Annotated in this window: 17 protein-coding genes; all 17 read left to right on the top strand. The window is 60.1% G+C overall.

Annotated elements, in window-relative coordinates; genetic code table 11:
* The first annotated feature begins 4 nt into the window (after window positions 1-4).
* The gene (gene tsf, locus JFU04_RS05750; RefSeq protein ID WP_025855127.1) at window positions 5-868 is read left to right on the top strand and encodes a translation elongation factor Ts; all 864 of its coding nucleotides are present in this window, start codon (window positions 5-7) and stop codon (window positions 866-868) included.
* A gap of 212 nt (window positions 869-1,080) precedes the next feature.
* Window positions 1,081-1,824, top strand: coding sequence for a UMP kinase (gene pyrH / locus JFU04_RS05755; RefSeq protein WP_003189161.1), 744 nt, complete (start codon window positions 1,081-1,083; stop codon window positions 1,822-1,824).
* On the top strand, window positions 1,821-2,378 hold the full coding sequence (frr, locus tag JFU04_RS05760; protein WP_016974404.1) for a ribosome recycling factor: 558 nt from the start codon (window positions 1,821-1,823) through the stop codon (window positions 2,376-2,378). The genes pyrH and frr overlap by 4 nt, the downstream gene beginning before the upstream one ends.
* Before the next feature lie 17 nt (window positions 2,379-2,395).
* Window positions 2,396-3,151 carry a polyprenyl diphosphate synthase gene (gene uppS, locus JFU04_RS05765; protein ID WP_016974405.1) on the top strand — a complete coding sequence of 252 codons (756 nt, stop codon included), beginning with the start codon at window positions 2,396-2,398 and terminating at the stop codon, window positions 3,149-3,151.
* Complete coding sequence (locus JFU04_RS05770; protein WP_065903083.1) at window positions 3,151-3,957, top strand: phosphatidate cytidylyltransferase; 807 nt, start codon at window positions 3,151-3,153, stop codon at window positions 3,955-3,957. The genes uppS and JFU04_RS05770 overlap by 1 nt, the downstream gene beginning before the upstream one ends.
* Window positions 3,954-5,144: a 1-deoxy-D-xylulose-5-phosphate reductoisomerase gene (ispC, locus tag JFU04_RS05775; RefSeq protein ID WP_106804958.1), complete on the top strand. Its 1,191-nt coding sequence runs from the start codon at window positions 3,954-3,956 to the stop codon at window positions 5,142-5,144. The genes JFU04_RS05770 and ispC overlap by 4 nt, the downstream gene beginning before the upstream one ends.
* Before the next feature lie 53 nt (window positions 5,145-5,197).
* Window positions 5,198-6,550: a sigma E protease regulator RseP gene (gene rseP / locus JFU04_RS05780; RefSeq protein WP_065903081.1), complete on the top strand. Its 1,353-nt coding sequence runs from the start codon at window positions 5,198-5,200 to the stop codon at window positions 6,548-6,550.
* A 74-nt stretch (window positions 6,551-6,624) separates the two neighbouring features.
* Complete coding sequence (gene bamA / locus JFU04_RS05785) at window positions 6,625-9,012, top strand: outer membrane protein assembly factor BamA (RefSeq protein WP_065903080.1); 2,388 nt, start codon at window positions 6,625-6,627, stop codon at window positions 9,010-9,012.
* Window positions 9,013-9,057: 45 nt separating this feature from the next.
* On the top strand, window positions 9,058-9,561 hold the full coding sequence (locus JFU04_RS05790) for an OmpH family outer membrane protein (RefSeq protein WP_003172279.1): 504 nt from the start codon (window positions 9,058-9,060) through the stop codon (window positions 9,559-9,561).
* 3 nt (window positions 9,562-9,564) lie between these two features.
* Window positions 9,565-10,620 carry a UDP-3-O-(3-hydroxymyristoyl)glucosamine N-acyltransferase gene (gene lpxD / locus JFU04_RS05795; RefSeq protein ID WP_065903077.1) on the top strand — a complete coding sequence of 352 codons (1,056 nt, stop codon included), beginning with the start codon at window positions 9,565-9,567 and terminating at the stop codon, window positions 10,618-10,620.
* Window positions 10,621-10,731: 111 nt separating this feature from the next.
* Window positions 10,732-11,172, top strand: coding sequence for a 3-hydroxyacyl-ACP dehydratase FabZ (gene fabZ / locus JFU04_RS05800; RefSeq protein ID WP_003172281.1), 441 nt, complete (start codon window positions 10,732-10,734; stop codon window positions 11,170-11,172).
* A complete protein-coding gene (lpxA, locus tag JFU04_RS05805) occupies window positions 11,169-11,945 on the top strand; it encodes an acyl-ACP--UDP-N-acetylglucosamine O-acyltransferase (protein WP_065903075.1) in 777 nt (258 codons plus the stop codon). Before fabZ ends, lpxA begins: the two co-directional genes overlap by 4 nt.
* 2 nt (window positions 11,946-11,947) lie before the next feature.
* Window positions 11,948-13,087, top strand: coding sequence for a lipid-A-disaccharide synthase (gene lpxB, locus JFU04_RS05810; protein ID WP_065903073.1), 1,140 nt, complete (start codon window positions 11,948-11,950; stop codon window positions 13,085-13,087).
* Window positions 13,084-13,716 carry a ribonuclease HII gene (rnhB, locus tag JFU04_RS05815; protein ID WP_065903072.1) on the top strand — a complete coding sequence of 211 codons (633 nt, stop codon included), beginning with the start codon at window positions 13,084-13,086 and terminating at the stop codon, window positions 13,714-13,716. The genes lpxB and rnhB overlap by 4 nt, the downstream gene beginning before the upstream one ends.
* 76 nt (window positions 13,717-13,792) lie before the next feature.
* Window positions 13,793-17,314 (top strand): DNA polymerase III subunit alpha, encoded by a 3,522-nt coding sequence (gene dnaE, locus JFU04_RS05820; protein WP_065903070.1) that lies wholly within the window; start codon window positions 13,793-13,795, stop codon window positions 17,312-17,314.
* Window positions 17,315-17,443: 129 nt separating this feature from the next.
* The gene (locus JFU04_RS05825) at window positions 17,444-18,391 is read left to right on the top strand and encodes an acetyl-CoA carboxylase carboxyltransferase subunit alpha (protein WP_003172288.1); all 948 of its coding nucleotides are present in this window, start codon (window positions 17,444-17,446) and stop codon (window positions 18,389-18,391) included.
* A gap of 192 nt (window positions 18,392-18,583) precedes the next feature.
* Complete coding sequence (gene tilS, locus JFU04_RS05830) at window positions 18,584-19,903, top strand: tRNA lysidine(34) synthetase TilS (protein ID WP_120447784.1); 1,320 nt, start codon at window positions 18,584-18,586, stop codon at window positions 19,901-19,903.
* Window positions 19,904-19,999 lie beyond the last annotated feature (96 nt).

Here is a 19,999-nt window from a genome sequence, read left to right on the forward strand (position 1 = left end):
TGAAATGGCAGAGATTACTGCAGCGTTGGTTAAAGAACTGCGTGAGCGTACCGGCGAAGGCATGATGGATTGCAAAAAGGCCTTGACCAAGGCCGGCGGCGACATCGAAAAAGCCATCGACGACATGCGTGCTTCGGGCGCCATCAAGGCCGCCAAGAAAGCCGGTAACGTTGCTGCTGAAGGCGCCATCGCCCTGAAGGAAGACGGTAAATCCGCAGTCCTGCTGGAAGTGAACTCGCAGACCGACTTCCTGGCTCTGCAGGATGACTTCAAGGCATTCGTTGCTGCCAGCGTTGAAAAAGCATTCGCTGACAAGCTGACTACCGTTGAGCCTCTGATCGAAGCTCAAGAAGCTGCTCGCCTGGTACTGGTCGGCAAGGTTGGCGAAAACGTCAACATCCGTCGCCTGGCGCGCGTTGAAGGTGATGTTGTCGGTGGTTACCTGCACGGCAACAAAATCGGTGTAGCGGTTGTTCTGAAAGGCGGCGACGTTGAGCTGGCCAAAGACATCGCTATGCACGTTGCTGCCAGCAACCCTGAGTTCCTGCTGCCTTCGGAAGTTTCTGCCGAAGCGATCGAGCGTGAAAAAGCTGTGTTCCTGCAGCTGAACGAAGAAAAAATCAAAGGCAAGCCAGAAAACATTGTTGAGAACATGGTCAAGGGCCGTATCAGCAAGTTCCTGGCTGAAGCAAGCCTGGTTGAGCAGGCGTTCGTCAAGAACCCTGAAATCAAGGTCGGCGAACTGGCCAAGAAAGCCGGTGCTGAAATCGTTTCCTTCACTTACTTCAAAGTAGGCGAAGGCATCGAGAAGCCGGTCGACAACTTCGCTGAAGAAGTTGCTGCCCAGCTGGCTGCCGCCAAGCAATAAGACAGTTTTCAACTGTCGCCCAAAAGAGGCTGCCCGCTCACGCGCGCAGCCTCTTTTCAAATGGGCAGGCCGATTTTATTTGGCTTACCCTCGGAACTGGCTTACAAAGCCGTGTTCCGATGGCGCTGTGACAGCGTCCAGCTAGAGTGAACGCAAGCCGTAAACGGCTCGCCAAGAATTTTTTAAAAAATACGCCGCAGGAGAGATTCGCAATGGCTCAGCAGGGCAGTGGTTATCAGGCTCGCTATAAACGCATTCTACTCAAGCTTAGCGGCGAGGCCCTGATGGGCTCGGAAGAGTTCGGGATCGATCCCAAGGTGCTTGATCGCATGGCGCTGGAAGTCGGCCAACTGGTCGGTATCGGCGTGCAGGTCGGCCTGGTGATTGGCGGCGGCAATCTGTTCCGCGGCGCGGCACTGAGTGCGGCCGGCATGGATCGGGTAACCGGCGACCACATGGGCATGCTGGCCACTGTGATGAACGCCCTGGCGATGCGTGACGCCCTGGAGCGTGCCAATATCTCGGCTATCGTGATGTCGGCTATTTCCATGGTTGGCGTGACCGATCACTATGATCGCCGCAAAGCCATGCGCCACCTGAACTCCAAAGAAGTGGTGATCTTCGCTGCGGGTACTGGCAACCCGTTCTTCACCACGGACTCGGCTGCCTGCCTGCGCGCCATCGAGATCGATGCCGACGTAGTGCTCAAGGCCACCAAGGTGGACGGCGTCTACACCGCAGACCCATTCAAAGACCCGCATGCCGAGAAGTTCGATCATCTGACCTACGATGAAGTGCTGGATCGCAAGCTGGGTGTGATGGACCTGACGGCTATTTGCCTGTGCCGCGACCACAAGATGCCGCTGCGCGTATTTAACATGAACAAGCCCGGCGCCCTGCTGAACATCGTACACGGCGGCGCGGAAGGGACTCTGATCGAGGAAGGCCAACAATGATCAACGAAATCAAGAAAGACGCCCAAGCGCGTATGCAGAAATCCCTGGAGTCTCTGAGCCATGCTTTTGGCCAGATTCGTACCGGCAAGGCTCACCCAAGCATCCTGGGTAGCGTGATGGTGCCTTACTACGGCGCTGACACCCCGCTGAGCGGCGTGGCCAACGTCACTGTGAAAGACTCGCGCACCCTGCAGGTCGTGGCGTTCGAGCGCAACATGCTCGCTGCCGTCGACAAGGCAATCCAGAGCGCTGGGCTGAACCTCAACCCGACCAACCTGGGCGAGTTGCTGCTGATCTCCATGCCTGCCCTGACCGAAGAAACCCGCAAGGGCTTCACCAAGCAGGCGCGCAGCGCCGCGGAAGATGCTCGTGTTGCCGTGCGCAACATCCGTCGTGATGCCCTGGGTGACCTGAAGAAGCTGGTCAAGGACAAGGAAATCAGCGAAGACGAAGAGCGTCGCGCCGTCGCCGATATCGACAAGCTGACCAAGGACGCCGAGGCCCAGATCACCAAGGCCACGGAAGAGAAAGAAAAGGACCTGATGGCCGTATAAGGGGTCAGGACGCCTTCATGGAAAAGACCAAGCAGACTGTACCCTCTGTGGTGCCGCGCCATGTCGCGATCATCATGGATGGGAATAATCGCTGGGCGAAGAAACGCTTTATGCCGGGTGTTGCCGGGCATAAAGCGGGTGTCGATGCGGTACGGGCTGTGATTGAGGTGTGTGCCGAGGCCAAGGTCGAAGTCTTGACCCTGTTTGCCTTCTCCAGCGAGAACTGGCAGCGCCCGGCCGAAGAAGTCAGTGCCTTGATGGACCTGTTCTTCAAGGCTCTGCGTCGCGAGGCCAAGCGCCTCAACGACAACAACATCAGCCTGCGCATCATTGGCGATCGCTCGCGTTTCCACCCGGAACTGCAGGCCGCCATGCGCGAAGCCGAGGCCATTACCGCCGGGGCCAACCGTTTTGTGCTGCAGATCGCAGCCAACTACGGTGGCCAGTGGGATATCGCCCAGGCCGCGCAGCGACTGGCCCGCGAAGTGCAAGCCGGTCATCTGCGTCCGGACGACATCACGCCCGAACTGCTGCAGACCTGCCTGGTGACCGGCGACCTGCCGTTGCCGGACTTGTGCATCCGCACCGGTGGCGAGCACCGCATCAGCAACTTCCTGCTGTGGCAGCTGGCCTATACCGAGCTGTACTTCTCCGACCTGTTCTGGCCGGACTTCAAACACGATGCCATGCGTAATGCGCTGGCCGATTTCGCTTCCCGTCAGCGTCGCTTCGGTAAAACGAGCGAGCAGATCGAAGCTGGAGCCCGGGTTTAATGCTTAAACAACGAATCATCACAGCACTGATCCTGTTGCCGATCGCCTTGTGTGGGTTTTTCCTGCTCGATGGTTCCGGCTTTGCGCTGTTTATTGGCTTGGTCGTAACCCTGGGTGCCTGGGAATGGGCGCGCCTGGCGGGCTTCAGTGCACAGTTGCCACGTGTGGTGTACGCCGCAATCGTGGCGCTGTTGCTGTTTCTCATGTACATCCTGCCGGACGTCGCGCCCTGGGTGCTGGGGGCGGCGGTCTTGTGGTGGGCGCTGGCGACGTTCCTGGTGCTGACCTATCCGCGCACCAGCAGTCATTGGTCCAGTGTGGCCTGCAAGCTGGTGATTGGCCTGTTGATCCTGCTACCGGCCTGGCAAGGGCTGGTACTGATCAAGCATTCGCCGATGGGCAACTGGCTGATCATGGCGGTGATGGTGCTTGTCTGGGGCGCGGATATCGGCGCCTACTTCTCGGGTCGTGCGTTCGGCAAGCGCAAGCTGGCGCCGGCGGTCAGCCCGGGCAAGAGCTGGGAGGGCGTGTACGGCGGCCTGGCATTGACCCTGCTGATCACGCTGGTGGTGGGTGTGGTGCGTGACTGGTCGGTGAAGGAGATCTTCCTGGCGCTGCTGGGCACTGCCATCGTCGTCTTTATCTCGGTGGTCGGTGACCTGACCGAAAGCATGTTCAAGCGCCAGGCCGGGATCAAGGACAGCAGCAACCTGCTGCCGGGCCACGGCGGCGTGCTGGATCGTATCGACAGCCTGACGGCGGCCATCCCGATTTTTGCCGTACTGCTGTGGATGACTGCCTCGTGAGCCGCCTGCAACAGGTAACCGTGCTGGGGGCTACGGGCTCGGTAGGGCTGAGCACCCTGGACGTGATCGCTCGCCACCCGGATCGCTATCAGGTCTTCGCGCTGACCGGGTTCTCCCGTTTGAGCGAATTGCTCGCCCTGTGTGTGCGCCATGCACCGCGTTTCGCCGTCGTGCCTGAGGCCGCGTTGGCGCGCGGGCTGCAGGATGATCTGCGGGCTGCCGGGCTGGCGACCCAGGTGTTGGTGGGCGAGGAGGGGCTGTGCCAGGTGTCGGCGGATGCCGAGGTGGATACCGTCGTCGCCGCCATCGTCGGGGCGGCTGGCTTGCGTCCAACCCTCGCTGCGGTCGATGCTGGCAAGAAGATCCTGTTGGCCAATAAAGAAGCGCTGGTGATGTCCGGTGCACTCTTTATGCAGGCGGTGCGCAAAAGCGGCGCCGTGTTGCTGCCCCTCGACAGTGAGCACAACGCCATCTTCCAGTGCATGCCGGGTGACTTTGCCCGAGGCCTGAGCCAGGTCGGCGTGCGTCGGATTCTGCTGACGGCCTCTGGTGGTCCTTTCCGTCAAACTCCGTTGGCTGAGCTGGAGCATGTGTCTCCGGACCAGGCCTGCGCTCATCCGAACTGGTCCATGGGGCGCAAGATCTCCGTGGATTCGGCAAGCATGATGAACAAGGGGCTGGAGTTGATCGAGGCCTGCTGGCTGTTCGATGCACGCCCCGAGCAAGTCGAGGTGGTGATCCACCCGCAAAGTGTGATTCATTCCCTGGTCGACTATGTGGATGGTTCGGTGTTGGCGCAGTTGGGTAACCCCGACATGCGCACGCCCATCGCCAACGCCCTGGCCTGGCCGGAGCGGATTGATTCCGGCGTGGCGCCATTGGACCTGTTTGCAATTGCGCGGCTGGATTTCGAGGCGCCGGACGAGCAACGCTTTCCTTGCCTGCGCCTGGCACGACATGCGGCGCAAGCGGGTAACAGCGCACCGGCGATGCTCAATGCTGCCAATGAAGTGGCCGTGGCGGCGTTTCTCGAACGGCGCATCCGCTTTCCGCAGATCGCGAGTATCATCGAGGACGTCCTGGCGCTTGAGCCTGTCGTGGCAGTGAATGATCTGGGAGCGGTGTTCGAGGCTGATGCCAAGGCTCGTGCCCTGGCTCAACAATGGCTGGACCGCAACGCGCGTTAGTTTGAGGGCGTGTTTGAGCCTTCAGGCACTGGATTGGAATGCGGAGAAATTAGATGAGTGCGCTTTACATGATTGTCGGCACCCTGGTTGCTCTGGGTGTGCTGGTTACCTTCCACGAATTCGGCCACTTCTGGGTGGCACGTCGTTGCGGCGTCAAGGTATTGCGCTTTTCCGTCGGTTTCGGCATGCCGCTGTTGCGCTGGCATGACCGTCGCGGCACCGAGTTTGTGATTGCGGCCATCCCCTTGGGTGGCTACGTCAAGATGCTCGATGAGCGCGAAGGTGAAGTGCCGGCTGATCAACTGGACCAGTCCTTTAACCGCAAGACCGTTCGTCAGCGTATTGCGATTGTTGCCGCGGGACCGATCGCCAACTTCCTGCTGGCGATGGTGTTCTTCTGGGTGCTGGCCATGCTCGGCAGCCAGCAGGTGCGCCCGGTCATCGGCGCGGTCGAGGCCGATAGCATGGCGGCCAAGGCCGGCCTGGTCGCAGGGCAAGAAATTGTATCCATTGATGGCGAGCCCACCACGGGGTGGGGCGCGGTCAATTTGCAATTGGTTCGTCGCCTGGGTGAGAGCGGTACCGTCAATGTGGTGGTGCGCGAGCAGGATTCCACGACCGAAACCCCGCGTACGCTGGCCCTTGACCATTGGCTGAAGGGGGCTGACGAGCCTGATCCGATCAAATCCCTGGGTATCCGTCCGTGGCGCCCGGCGCTGCCGCCGGTGCTCGCCGAGCTGGACCCGAAAGGCCCGGCCCAGGCCGCCGGGTTGAAAACCGGTGATCGCCTGTTGGCCCTCGATGGCCAGGCATTGGGCGACTGGCAGCAAGTGGTCGACCTGGTTCGTGTACGGCCTGATACCAAAATTGTGCTGAAAGTTGAGCGCGACGGTGCTCAAATCGACATCCCTGTCACCCTGGCGGTGCGCGGGGAAGCCAAGGCGGCCGGGGGTTACCTGGGTGCCGGGGTGAAAGGTGTAGAGTGGCCGCCATCGATGGTGCGCGAGGTCAGTTTCGGGCCGTTGGCAGCAATTGGCGAGGGCGCTCGACGCACCTGGACCATGAGTGTGCTGACCCTCGAATCCCTCAAGAAAATGTTGTTCGGCGAGCTCTCGGTAAAAAACTTGAGTGGACCGATAACCATTGCTAAAGTGGCGGGCGCTTCTGCCCAGTCGGGTGTCGCGGATTTCCTGAATTTCCTGGCTTATCTGAGTATTAGCCTGGGTGTTCTGAATTTGCTGCCCATTCCAGTATTGGATGGGGGGCATCTGTTGTTTTATCTGGTCGAGTGGGCGCGTGGTCGTCCCTTGTCGGATCGGGTGCAGGGTTGGGGGATACAGATCGGTATCAGTTTGGTGGTCGGGGTGATGTTGTTAGCCTTGGTCAACGATCTGGGTCGTCTGTAACGCTTCGCTGAATTGCGAATCTGCCGCATTTTGCGGCAGTTTGTTTATTGCCAGTTGGAATAAGAAAGGACTTCATGAAACGTCTGCTGCTAACTGCGGTTCTCACCGTATTGATGATCGCCGAAGTTCACGCCGAGTCCTTCACCATCTCCGATATTCGCGTCAACGGCCTCCAGCGGGTTTCCGCGGGTAGCGTCTTTGGTGCCTTGCCGTTGAACGTTGGGGAACAGGCTGATGACCGTCGCCTGGTGGAATCCACTCGTGCGCTGTTCAAAACCGGTTTCTTTCAAGACATCCAACTGGGTCGCGAAGGCAACGTCCTGGTCATCACTGTCGTCGAGCGACCTTCCGTCGCCAGTATCGAGATCGAAGGCAACAAAGCGATCTCCACTGAAGACCTGATGAAGGGCCTCAAGCAATCCGGCCTGGCCGAGGGCGAGATCTTCCAGCGCGCCACCCTTGAGGGTGTGCGTAACGAGCTGCAACGCCAGTACGTTGCCCAGGGCCGCTACTCCGCGACCGTGGAAACCGAAGTGGTCCCGCAACCTCGTAACCGTGTCGGCCTCAAGGTCAACATCAACGAAGGTACCGTGGCGGCGATTCAGCACATCAACGTGGTGGGCAATACCAAGTTCGCTGATGACGACCTGATCGACCTGTTCGAACTCAAGACCACCAACTGGTTGTCGTTCTTCAAGAACGATGACAAGTACGCACGTGAAAAACTCTCCGGTGACCTGGAGCGTCTGCGCTCCTACTACCTGGACCGTGGCTATATCAACATGGATATCGCTTCGACCCAGGTGTCTATCACCCCGGACAAGAAGCACGTCTACATCACCGTCAACGTCAACGAAGGCGAGAAGTACAAGGTTCGTGACGTGAAGCTCAGCGGCGACCTGAAAGTCCCTGAAGACCAGGTCAAGGCGCTGTTGCTGGTGCAGAAGGACCAGGTGTTCTCGCGCAAGCTGATGACCACCACCTCCGAACTGATCACCCGCCGCCTCGGTAACGAAGGCTATACCTTCGCCAACGTCAACGGCGTGCCGACCCCGCACGATGATGACCACACCGTGGACATCACTTTCGTTGTCGACCCAGGCAAGCGTGCCTATGTGAACCGTATCAACTTCCGTGGCAACACCAAGTCTGCGGACGAAGTGCTGCGTCGTGAAATGCGTCAGATGGAAGGTGGCTGGGCGTCGACTTACCTGATCGACCAGTCCAAGACCCGTCTTGAGCGCCTGGGCTTCTTCAAGGAAGTCAACGTCGAGACCCCGGCCGTACCGGGCGTGGATGACCAGGTTGACGTGAACTACGCCGTGGAAGAACAGGCGTCGGGTTCCATCACCGCCAGCGTTGGTTTCGCACAGAGTGCCGGCCTGATCCTCGGTGGTTCGATCACCCAGAACAACTTCCTCGGTACCGGTAACAAGGTTTCCATCGGCCTGACCCGCAGCGAATACCAGAGCCGCTATAACTTCGGTTATGTCGACCCCTACTGGACTGCCGACGGTGTGAGCCTGGGCTACAACGCCTTCTACCGCACCACCGACTACAAAGACCTCGACGTTGACGTAGCAAGCTATGCGATCGACAGCCTGGGTGTGGGCGCCAACATTGGCTACCCGATCAGCGAAACGTCGCGCCTGACCTTTGGCCTGACCGCTCAACAGGATGAGATCAAGACCGGTGTGTACACCGTGGACGAGATCTTCGACTTTACCCGTCGCGAAGGTGACAAGTTCCTGAACTTCAAGGCGTCCGCCGGCTGGTCCGAGTCGACCCTGAACAAAGGTGTGCTGGCGACCCGTGGTCACTCCCAGAGCCTGACCCTGGAAACCACGACGCCGGGCAGCGACCTGTCGTTCTTCAAGCTCGACTACCGCGGCCAGTTGTTCCAGCCGTTGAGCGATAACTACACCATGCGCCTGCACACTGAGCTGGGCTATGGCGATGGTTATGGTTCGACCAATGGCTTGCCGTTCTATGAGAACTACTATGCTGGTGGTTTCAACTCGGTACGTGGCTTCAAGGACAGCACCCTGGGTCCTCGTGGTACGCCAAGCCGTGGTGTGGGTGTAACCGGTAACCAAGGCACTGTGGCGGATTCGGACAACGACCCGCTGCCGTTCGGTGGTAACGTTTTGATTCAGGGTGGTGCGGAGATTCTGTTCCCGCTGCCATTCGTGAAGGATCAGCGTTCGCTGCGTACTTCGGTCTTCTGGGACGTGGGTAACGTGTTCGACTCCAAGTGCGAGCAGATCCGTAACCCGAGCGGCGTGAAGTCCGAAACCCAATGCAACGACGTGAGCCTCAGCAACCTGGCAAGCTCCGTGGGTGTGGGTGTGACCTGGGTGACTGCGCTTGGCCCATTGAGCTTTGCTCTGGCCATGCCGATCAAGAAACCGGATAACGCTGAAACCCAGATTTTCCAATTCTCCCTCGGCCAGACGTTCTAAGCGTCTGACCCAAGATAACGACAACGGATTCTGTAGGAGTACATCGTGCGTAAGTTGACTCAATTGGTTCTGCTGGCCACCGTGCTGGTAACCACCCCGGCCTTCGCCGAAATGAAAATCGCCGTCCTGAACTATCAGATGGCTCTGTTGGAATCCGATGCGGCCAAGAAGTACGCCGTGGATGCCGAGAAGAAATTCGGTCCGCAACTGACCAAGCTCAAGACCCTGGAAAGCAGTGCCAAGGGTATCCAGGATCGCCTGGTAGCCGGTGGCGACAAGATGCAGCAGGGCGAGCGCGAGCGCCTGGAGCTTGAATTCAAGCAAAAGGCCCGTGACTACCAGTTCCAGTCCAAGGAGCTGAACGAAGCCAAGGCAGTTGCCGACCGCGAAATGCTCAAGCAGCTGAAGCCGAAACTGGACAGCGCTGTGGAAGAAGTCATCAAGAAAGGTGCCTTTGACCTGGTGTTCGAGCGTGGCGCTGTCATCGACGTCAAGCCTCAATACGACATCACCCGTCAGGTGATCGAGCGCATGAACCAGCTGAAGTAAGCCATGACCGCGACTATCAAGCTCGGCGAGTTGGCCGAGTTCCTGGGGGCCACCTTGCGTGGCTCCAAGGAGAAAGAAATCACTGGGCTAGCCACCTTGCAGGAGGCTGGCCCAGCTCAGTTGAGCTTCCTCGCAAATCCCCAATACCGTAAATACCTCGTCGATAGCCAGGCTGCAGCCGTGTTGCTCAAAGCCGCTGACGCCGAAGGGTTTGCCGGGGATGCGCTGGTGGTGGCCGACCCGTACCTGGCTTATGCACGGGTATCGCACCTGTTCGACCCGAAACCCAAGGCTGCCGCCGGTATTCATCCTTCGGCGGTCATTGCCGATGATGCGCAGGTTGACCCTGCGGCCAGCGTCGGCGCGTTTGCGGTGATCGAGAGCGGTGCACGCATTGCGGCGGGTGTGACTGTCGGTGCGCATTGCTTCATCGGCGCACGCTGCGAAATCGGTGCCGATGGCTGGCTGGCACCCCGTGTGACCCTGTACCACGATGTGCGTATCGGCGAGCGTGTGGTCATCCAGTCGGGTGCCGTGATCGGCGGTGAAGGTTTTGGCTTTGCCAATTCCAAAGGTGTCTGGAACAAGATTGCCCAGGTCGGCGGCGTATTGATCGGCGACGACGTGGAAATCGGCGTCAACACCGCTGTTGATCGCGGGGCCCTGGCCGATACCGTGATCGGTAACGGCGTGAAGCTCGATAACCAGATCCAGATCGCCCACAACGTACAGATTGGCGATCACACCGCCATGGCGGCGTGTGTAGGCATCTCCGGCAGCACCAAAATCGGCAAGCATTGCATGCTCGCCGGTGGCGTAGGGTTGGTGGGGCATATTGAAGTTTGCGACAACGTATTCATCACCGGCATGACCATGGTGACCCACTCGATTACCGAGCCGGGTGCCTATTCTTCCGGTACCGCCATGCAGCCTGCAGCTGAATGGCGCAAGAGTGCAGCACGGTTGAGGCAGCTCGACGACATGGCTCGACGCCTCAAACAGCTGGAAAAGCGTGTTGGAGACGTGACCCCTGGCGGTAATGCTTCATCAGAAGGCTGATACCATTTCCATATCAAGTGTGCACAGCCGCTAGACTGCCTCCTTGATTTGCTAGCGGGGCGTGCTTTTAGTTCGCCCGCCCCCAATCTTTATTACAGGCTTCCCCCCGAAATGATGGACATCAACGAGATTCGCGAATACCTGCCTCACCGTTACCCGTTCCTGCTGGTGGACCGCGTAGTGGACCTCAATGTTGAGGAAAAGCGCATTCGTGCCTACAAGAATGTCAGCATCAACGAACCGTTCTTCAATGGTCACTTTCCTGCGCATCCCATCATGCCGGGCGTGTTGATCATCGAAGCGATGGCCCAGGCTGCCGGTATCCTTGGTTTCAAAATGCTCGACCTCAAGCCTGCCGATGGCACGCTTTACTATTTCGTGGGCTCCGACAAGTTGCGTTTCCGCAACCCGGTTACCCCGGGTGACCAGTTGATCCTGGAAGCCAAGTTCATCAGCTGCAAGCGCCAGATCTGGAAGTTCGAATGCCAGGCTTCGGTGGATGGCAAGCCGGTGTGCTCCGCCGAGATCATCTGTGCGGAACGCAAACTATGAGTTTGATTGACCCTCGCGCAATCATCGATCCGTCGGCCGTGCTGGCCGCCGACGTTGAGGTCGGCCCTTGGTCGATCATCGGCGCAGGTGTGGAAATCGGCGAGGGGACTGTCATCGGGCCGCACGTGATCCTCAAGGGTCCGACCCGCATTGGCAAACACAACCGCATCTACCAGTTCTCCTCGGTAGGCGAAGACACCCCGGACATGAAGTACAAGGGTGAAGAGACACGCCTGGTAATCGGTGATCACAACATCATCCGTGAAGGCGTGACCATTCACCGTGGCACTGTGCAGGATCGTGCCGAGACCACGCTGGGTGATCACAACCTGGTCATGGCCTATGCCCATATCGGCCATGACAGCGTGATCGGCAACCACTGCATCCTGGTCAACAACACCGCCTTGGCTGGCCATGTGCACGTTGACGACTGGGCCATCCTGTCCGGCTTTACCCTGGTGCATCAGTACTGCCATATCGGCGCCCACAGCTTTTCCGGCATGGGTACCGCAATCGGCAAGGATGTACCGGCGTTTGTCACGGTATTCGGCAACCCGGCCGAAGCCCGCAGCATGAACTTCGAAGGCATGCGCCGTCGGGGTTTCAGCGAAGAGGCGATCCACGCCCTGCGCCGTGCCTACAAGGTGGTTTATCGTCAGGGGCTGACGGTGGACCAGGCGTTGATCCAACTGGCCGAGTCGGCAGCGTTGTTCCCGGAAGTCGCGGTGTTTCGCGACTCGATCCAGGCGTCGACTCGCGGCATCACCCGCTGATCATGGCCACTCTGCGTATCGCGCTGGTGGCCGGAGAAGCCTCCGGCGACATTTTGGGCGCAGGTCTGATGCGGGCGCTCAAGGCCCAGCATCCAGCGGTGGAGTTCATCGGCGTCGGCGGCCCGCTGATGCAGGCTGAAGGGCTCACGTCCTACTTCCCCATGGAGCGCCTGTCGGTCATGGGGCTGGTTGAGGTGCTGGGTCGCCTGCGCGAGCTGTTGGCCCGCCGCAAGCTGCTGATCCAGACGCTGATCGAAGAAAAGCCTGACGTCTTCATCGGCATCGACGCACCGGATTTCACCCTCAACATCGAACTCAAGTTGCGCCAGGCCGGGATCAAGACCGTGCACTACGTCAGCCCATCCGTTTGGGCGTGGCGGCAGAAGCGTGTGCTGAAAATCCGTGAAGGCTGTGACCTGATGTTGACCCTGCTGCCGTTCGAGGCCAGGTTCTACGAAGAGAAGGGGGTGCCGGTAAGGTTTGTCGGGCATACCCTGGCGGACACCATTCCCTTGCAGGCTGACCGCGCGGCTGCGCGTGCCGAGCTGGGCCTGCCCGACGGCCCGCTGGTGGCGCTGATGCCGGGCAGCCGTGGCGGCGAAGTCGGCCGTTTGGCCTCGGTGTTTTTTGATGCCGCCGAGCGCCTGCAGGCCTTGAAGCCGGGCGTACGTTTCGTGCTGCCGTGCGCCAGCCCGCAGCGTCGCGCGCAGATCGAAACCTTGCTGGAAGGCCGCAACCTGCCATTGACCTTGCTCGACGGTCAGTCGCACCTGGCTCTCGCGGCCTGCGACGCGGTATTGATCGCCTCGGGCACCGCGACCCTGGAAGCCTTGCTGTACAAGCGCCCGATGGTTGTGGCCTACCGCCTGGCGCCGCTGACGTTCTGGATTCTCAAGCGCATGGTCAAGAGCCCTTACATCTCCTTGCCCAACCTGCTGGCCCAGCGCCTGCTGGTGCCGGAGTTGTTGCAGGACGATGCGACGCCCGAGGCCCTCGCGCAAACTCTACTACCCTTGATCGACGGCGGCGAAGAACAGACCCGTGGTTTCGACGACATCCACCGCACCCTGCGCCGGGATGCCTCGAACCAGGCGGCTGACGCCGTGTTGAGCTTGATCGGCCACAAACAGGAAGCTTTATGAGCACGCAAATGGGCCTGGATTTCAGCCTGGTTGCCGAAGCCCACGCACTCGTGGCCGGCGTTGACGAAGTCGGACGCGGCCCGCTGTGCGGCGCGGTGGTGACGGCGGCGGTGATCCTCGACCCGAACCGCCCGATCCTGGGCCTCAACGACTCGAAGAAGCTCACCGAAGCACGCCGTGAAAAGCTCTACGACGAGATCTGTGAAAAAGCCCTGAGCTGGCATATCGCCCGGGCCGAAGTCGAAGAAATCGACGAATTGAATATCCTCCACGCCACCATGCTGGCCATGCAGCGTGCGGTGGAAGGCCTGCACATCACGCCGAAAATGGCGATGATCGACGGCAACCGTTGCCCAAAGCTGGCCATGCCGTCCGAGGCGGTGGTCAAGGGCGATAGCAAGGTGCCAGCCATTGCCGCCGCTTCGATCCTGGCCAAAGTCAGTCGCGATCGTGAAATGGCTGCGTTTGAATTGATCTATCCCGGCTACGGCATCGGTGGGCACAAGGGCTATCCGACGCCCGTTCATCTGGAAGCCCTGGCACGCCTGGGTCCTACCCCGATCCACCGCCGCTCGTTCGCCCCGGTGCGCCAGGCCTACGAGCTGCGCGAGAGCCTCAGCGAGGTTTAGTTGCGAGGCTGATGTTTTTGCCAAGGCCCGGTACAATCCGGGCCTTGTTGTTTTCATGTATCAAGACAGGATCACTATGCCGGCTTCATTCGTTCATCTACGCCTGCACACTGAATACTCCCTGGTCGACGGCCTGGTACGGATCAAACCGCTGGTCAAAACCCTGGTGGGCATGAATATGCCTGCGGTCGCGGTGACCGATCAGAACAACATGTGTTCCCTGGTCAAGTTCTACAAGAACGCCATGGGCGCCGGGATCAAGCCGATCTGCGGCGCCGACCTGTGGCTGTCCAACAAAGACCCGGATAACCCCCTGAGCCGCATCAGCCTGTTGGCGATGAACGGCGTCGGTTATCGCAACCTCACCGAATTGATTTCCCGTGGTTTTATCGATGGCCAGCGCAACGGCTCGATCATCATCGAGCGCGAGTGGGTCGCCGAGGCCAGCGAAGGCCTGATCATGCTGTCGGCCGCCAAAGAAGGCGAGATCGGCATCGCACTGTTGGGCGGCAACCCGCACGAAGCCGAAGTGCTGGCGAGTGAGTGGATGCAGGTCTTTCCGGGGCGCTTCTATCTGGAAGTGCAGCGCACCAACCGCCCCAACGATGAAGAGCATCTGCACGCCGCCGTGGCCCTCGCCGACAAGCTGGGCGCGCCACTGGTGGCGACCAACGATGTGCGCTTCATCAAGAAAGAAGATTTCGAGGCCCACGAAACCCGCGTGTGCATCGGCGAAGGCCGGGCCCTGGATGACCCGCGCCGCTCCAAGAACTACAGCGAAGAGCAGTACCTCAAAAGCGCGGACGAGATGGCCGAGCTGTTCAGTGACCTGCCCGAGGCCCTGGAAAACTCCGTCGAAATCGCCAAGCGCTGCAATATCGAAGTGAAGCTGGGCAAGCACTTCCTGCCCAACTTCCCGATTCCCGATGGCATGACCATCGATGAATACTTTCGCAAGGTGTCGTTTGACGGCCTGGAGGAGCGCCTCAGCGTCCTGCTGCCTAAGGACACCACCGAAGACTATGAGGCCAAGCGCCAGGTCTACGTTGATCGGCTGAATTTCGAGCTGGATATCATCATCCAGATGGGGTTCCCCGGTTACTTCCTGATCGTGATGGACTTCATCCAGTGGGCCAAGAACAACGGCGTACCGGTCGGTCCGGGCCGGGGGTCAGGTGCTGGCTCGCTGGTGGCCTATGTGCAGAAGATCACCGACCTCGACCCGCTGGAATATGACCTGCTGTTCGAGCGCTTCCTCAACCCGGAACGGGTCTCCATGCCCGACTTCGACGTCGACTTCTGCATGGACGGTCGCGACCGCGTGATCGAATACGTGGCCGAGAAGTACGGCCGCAACGCCGTGAGCCAGATCATTACCTTCGGTTCGATGGCGGCCAAGGCGGTAATCCGCGACGTGGCGCGGGTGCAGGGCAAGTCCTACGGCCTGGCAGACCGCCTGTCGAAAATGATTCCGTTCGAAGTCGGCATGACCCTGGAGAAGGCTTACGAGCAGGAAGAAATCCTGCGCGACTTCATCAAGGTCGATGAAGAAGCCGCCGAAATCTGGGACATGGCGCGCAAGCTTGAAGGTGTCGTGCGTAACGTCGGTAAACACGCCGGTGGTGTGGTTATCGCGCCGACCAAGCTGACCGACTTTTCGCCGATCTATTGCGACGAAGAAGGCGATGGCCTGGTGACCCAGTTCGACAAGGACGACGTGGAGGCTGCCGGCCTGGTGAAGTTCGACTTCCTCGGCCTGCGGACCCTGACGATCATCGACTGGGCGCTCAAGACCATCAACCGCGACCGCGCCAAGGTCGGTGAAGAACCGCTGGATATCGCCTTTATCCCGCTGGACGACAAACCGACGTACACGCTGTTGCAAAAAGCTGAAACCACAGCGGTGTTCCAGCTTGAATCGCGCGGCATGAAAGAGCTGATCAAAAAGCTCAAGCCCGACTGCCTGGAAGACTTGATCGCACTGGTGGCCCTGTTCCGTCCGGGCCCGTTGCAATCGGGCATGGTGGATGACTTCATCAACCGTAAGCACGGGCGTGCCGAGCTGGCGTACCCGCACTCCGACTACCAGTACGAAGGCCTCAAGCCCGTATTGGCACCAACCTACGGCATCATCCTGTATCAAGAACAGGTGATGCAGATTGCCCAGGTCATGGCCGGTTACACCCTCGGTGGCGCGGACATGCTGCGTCGAGCCATGGGTAAGAAAAAACCCGAGGAAATGGCCAAGCAGCGCGGCGGTTTCATTGAAGGTTGCGCCACCAACAATATCGACGCTGACCTCGCCGGTAACATCTTCGACCTGGTGGAAAAATTCGCCGGTTACGGTTTCAACAAATCCCACTCCGCCGCGTACGGCCTGGTCTCGTACCAGACCGCCTGGCTGAAAGCCCACTACCCGGCGCCGTTCATGGCTGCGGTACTCTCGGCGGATATGCACAACACCGACAAGGTCGTGACCTTGATCGAGGAAGTGCGCACCATGAAGCTGCGCCTCGACGCGCCGGACGTGAACGCCTCGGAATTCAAGTTCACGGTGAACGACGAAGGCCGCATCATCTATGGTCTCGGCGCGATCAAGGGCGTCGGCGAAGGCCCGGTAGAAGCCATCACCGAAGCCCGCCAGGACGGCCCGTTCAAGGACCTGTTCGACTTCTGCGCACGGGTGGACCTCAAGCGCATCAACAAGCGCACCCTCGACGGCTTGATCCGCAGCGGTGCGCTGGACCGCCTCGGCCCGTACTTCCATGACGAGCCGAAGGCCTACCAGGCGAACATCGACCGCAACCGCGCCGTGCTGCTCACCGCCATGGAAGAAGCGATCAAGGCCGCCGAACAGACTGCTCGCACCCACGACAGCGGTCACGCCGACCTGTTTGGCGGGCTGTTCGTCGAGGAAGACGCGGATGTGTACGGCAACCATCGCAAGGCCAAGGAGTTGACCCTCAAGGAGCGCCTCAAGGGTGAGAAAGACACCTTGGGCCTGTACCTCACCGGTCACCCGATTGACGAGTACGAGGGCGAGATTCGCCGTTTCGCCCGCCAGCGCATCATCGACCTGAAGCCGGCGCGGGATACCCAGACCGTCGCCGGCATGATCATCGCCCTGCGCGTGATGAAAAACAAAAAGGGCGACAAGATGGGCTTTATCACCCTCGACGACCGCTCGGGCCGGATCGAGGCGTCGCTGTTTGCCGACGCCTTCCATTCCGCGCAGTCGCTGCTGCAGACCGATGCCATGGTGGTCGTGGAAGGGGAGGTCAGCAACGACGACTTCTCCGGCGGCCTGCGCCTGCGGATCAAGCGGGTGATGAGCATGGAGGATGCACGTACCAATCTGGCCGAAAGCCTGCGCCTGAAGGTGAAAACCGAGGCACTCAAGGGCGATCAGCTACGCTGGTTGGGCGACCTGCTCAAGCGCCACCGTGGTGCGTGCCCGGTGACCATGGAGTACACCGGCAATGACGCCAAGGCGATGCTGCAGTTTGGTGAGACCTGGCGAATTGATCCCGCTGATGGCTTGATTCAAGCATTGCGTGACCAGTTCGGGCGAGACAACGTCTTCCTCCAATACCGTTGACGGTCAGATATGTCTGATCACGACTAAACATTTAATCTCGACCTAAACGCGCCTCTCCCTTAAGGTAGGGCGCGAATAGACAACCGGCTGGCCAGGCACTCCCTGGCCGTCGACCCAAGACGGACGCTTATGAACCCGAATTTTCTTGATTTCGAACAGCCGATCGCTGACCTGCAAGCCAAGATTGAAGAACTGCGCCTGGTCGGCAATGACAATTCGCTGAACATCGGCGATGAGATCGCTCGCCTGCAAGACAAGAGCAGCACGCTCACCGAAGACATCTTCGGCAAGCTGACCAGCTGGCAGATCGCGCGCCTGGCTCGCCACCCGCGCCGTCCATACACCCTGGACTACATCCAGCACATCTTCACCGAGTTCGACGAGCTGCACGGCGACCGCCACTTCTCCGACGACGCGGCCATCGTTGGCGGTATTGCCCGCCTGGACGACCAGCCAGTGATGGTGATCGGTCACCAGAAAGGCCGTGAAGTGCGCGAGAAAGTCCGTCGCAACTTCGGCATGCCGCGTCCGGAAGGCTACCGCAAGGCGTGCCGCCTGATGGAAATGGCCGAACGTTTCAAGATGCCGATCCTGACCTTCATCGACACTCCGGGTGCATACCCAGGTATCGACGCTGAAGAGCGCAACCAGAGCGAAGCGATCGCCTGGAACCTGCGAGTGATGTCCCGTCTGAAAACCCCGATCATCGCCACCGTGATCGGTGAAGGTGGTTCCGGCGGTGCACTGGCCATTGGCGTCTGCGATCAGCTGAACATGCTGCAATACTCGACCTACGCGGTGATCTCGCCGGAAGGTTGCGCCTCGATCCTGTGGAAAACCGCCGAAAAGGCGCCGGACGCTGCTGAAGCCATGGGCATCACCGCCGATCGCCTCAAAGGCCTGGGTATCGTGGACAAAGTCATCGCCGAGCCTTTGGGCGGTGCCCACCGTGACCCGGCCGCGGCTGCCGCGACCATCCGTGCCGAACTGGGCTCGCAACTGGCGATGCTCAAGAAGCTGGATAACGAAGCGCTGCTGGCCCGTCGCTACGAGCGCTTGATGAGCTACGGCCTCTAAGCACGACACGGTACTCAATGTGGGGGCTGGCTTGTGTGGGAGCTGGCTTGCCTGCGATAGCATCAACTCGGTGTCACTGATGACCCGAGTTGCCTGCATCGCGGGCAAGCCCGGTTCCCACGCAAGCCCGCTCCCACATTTGCTTTGTGTATGCTTGGCGGACGTATTCCAGATTGGCGGCGGTAATGTGTGATGAAACCAACTCTACCCGCCCAACTCCTGCAAGCCCTTGCCCCGTGGCGCAATGCCCCGGCCTGGCACGTCGCATTCTCGGGTGGCCTTGATTCCACTGTCCTGCTGCACCTCCTGGCCACGTTGGCCAACACTGACCACCTCCCGCCACTGAGCGCGATCCATGTCCACCATGGCCTGCAAGCTGCCGCCGACGCGTGGCCTGTTCACTGCCAGTCGGTATGCGACAGCCTGGGCGTGCCCCTGCGTGTGATGCGCGTGCAGGTGCAACCCGGTGCCAGCCTGGAGCGCGCCGCCCGAGACGCGCGTTACCAGGCGTTTACCGAGGTGACGGGGGCAGGGCAGGTGATGCTCACCGGCCAGCATCGTGACGATCAGGCTGAAACCCTGCTGTTTCGCTTGTTGCGTGGCGCCGGGGTGCGCGGGTTGGCGGCAATGCCGGTACAGCGGCCATTGGCAGGTGGCTATCTGGTGCGGCCATTGCTGCATGTCTCGCGTGAAGAGCTGGAAGCCTACGCCCGCGTGCATCAGCTCAGGTGGATCGAAGACCCGTCCAACGCCGATCCACGCTTCTCTCGCAACTACATTCGTCATCGTGTATTGCCGGTGCTTGCGCAGCGCTGGCCTCAAGCGGTAGCCAGCCTTGCGCGCACGGCCGAGCACCTGAGTGAAGCCCAGGGCCTGCTCGATGAGCTGGCACACATGGATCTGCACGCCGCCGATCAGCCGTCCCCCTTTGCCTGGCTGCCATTACCGTCGCTGGCGCTTGCGCCGCTGTGTGAACTGTCCGACGCTCGTCAGCGCAACGCCCTGCGGCATTGGCTGACTCCGCTTACGCGCTTGCCCGACAGCGACCATTGGGCCAGCTGGCTTTCCCTGCGGGATGCCAAGGACGACGCACAGCCTGTGTGGTGCCTGGCTGACGGTGAGCTGCACCGTTGCCGTGGGCGCCTCTGGTGGCTGCCTGCCGTTTGGTCGGAGTTTTCCGACGCATCGGTGAGCTGGCCTGATCCGCAATACCCACTAGAGTTACCCGGCAATGGTCGGCTGAGTGTGACCGGCAATGCGCCTGCAGGCCCTTTGGTTGTCCGTTATCGCCAGGGCGGTGAAATCGTCGAAGTGCCAGGTCGAGGCCGGCGTGACTTGAAGCGCCTGCTTAATGAAAGTGGGCTGCCGGGTTTCGTCCGTGGCAGATTGCCGCTGCTCTATCAGGGCGAGCAATTGCTGGGTGTGCCCAGCCTTGCGGGACTCTGGCCAGCAACGCGCGAACGCTGGCAATTGCATTGGGTGCCACAGACCTGCGATCAAGGTTTGAGCTGATAGAGCCTTTCCGGTAGACTACGCTCCCTTCTTGATACAACTTCTGTGGATTCGCCTGAATCGCAGCAGTTGCCGATTACCAAGCAGTCTTTGCTG

Origin of the sequence: Pseudomonas sp. TH21 (genome assembly GCF_016651025.1) — a bacterium.
Classification (GTDB): Bacteria; Pseudomonadota; Gammaproteobacteria; order Pseudomonadales; family Pseudomonadaceae; genus Aquipseudomonas; species Aquipseudomonas aylmerensis.